Origin of the sequence: Streptomyces sp. NPDC037389 (assembly GCF_040636475.1) — a bacterium.
Taxonomy (GTDB): domain Bacteria; phylum Actinomycetota; class Actinomycetes; order Streptomycetales; family Streptomycetaceae; genus Streptomyces; species Streptomyces hesseae.
The window spans coordinates 1-843 of sequence record NZ_JBEZUS010000079.1 but is presented as its reverse complement, the minus strand read 5'-3'; the positions used below and the strand labels follow the sequence as shown (position 1 = coordinate 843).

The window sequence follows — 843 nt, the reverse complement described above, 5'->3', positions numbered from 1 at the left end:
CGCCGCTGAACATGGCCGCCGAGGCCCGTAACCCCGGCAAGTCGCTGCCGAAGGCCGTCATCGGCTCCATCCTGATCGCGCTGGTCATCTGGCCGCCCAACTCCTCGCCTACGAACTCCCGATGCTGCTCACCGCCGCCTCCGTGGCGATGGCGGCCGGCACCGTCTCGCTCGTCGGCATCCTCGACGCCTTCGAGTGGTGGTGGCTGCCCTGGCAGATCGTCGGCGCGGTCGTCTTCTTCGTCGCCGGTCTGGCCGAGCTGCAGCGGCCCCCGTTCGACATGCCGGTCGCCGACTCGGAGATCATCTTCGGCGCCTACACCGAGTACACCGGCCTGCGCTTCGCCCTGTTCCTCCTCGCCGAGTACGCCGGGATCGTCGTCCTGTGCGGTCTGACCACCGTGCTCTTCCTGGGCGGCTGGCACGGCCCCTGGGGCGCCGACGGCCTGGGCTGGGTGTGGACCCTGCTCAAGGCGGCCGTCCTGGCCTTCGTCGTGATCTGGCTGCGCGTGACCTACCCCCGCCTGCGCGAGGACCAGCTCCAGAAACTGTCCTGGACGCTCCTCGTCCCCCTCTCCCTCGCCCAGATCGCCCTCACCGGCGTCGTCAAGGTGGTGATCCAGTAACCATGCCCCCCGTCCCCGGCTCCGGCCTGGCCAAGGGCCTGGCCGTCACCCTGCGCACGATGACGCGGAAGACCGTCACCGAGCAGTACCCGGACGCCCAGCCGGAACTGCCGCCCCGCACCCGCGGCGTGATCGGCCTGTTCGAGGAGAACTGCACGGTCTGCATGCTGTGCGCCCGCGAGTGCCCCGACTGGTGCATCTACATCGACTCCCACAAG

General features: G+C 69.8%; 2 pseudogenes (1 of these 2 only partly in view). Both read left to right on the top strand.

What is annotated here, in order from left to right:
• Positions 1–625 (top strand): annotated as a pseudogene (locus tag AB0E98_RS33895) (complex I subunit 1 family protein); its annotated part reaches 269 nt to the left of the window's first position; the annotation flags it as partial.
• 2 nt (positions 626–627) lie between these two features.
• Positions 628–843 (top strand): annotated as a pseudogene (locus tag AB0E98_RS33890) (4Fe-4S ferredoxin); the annotation flags it as partial.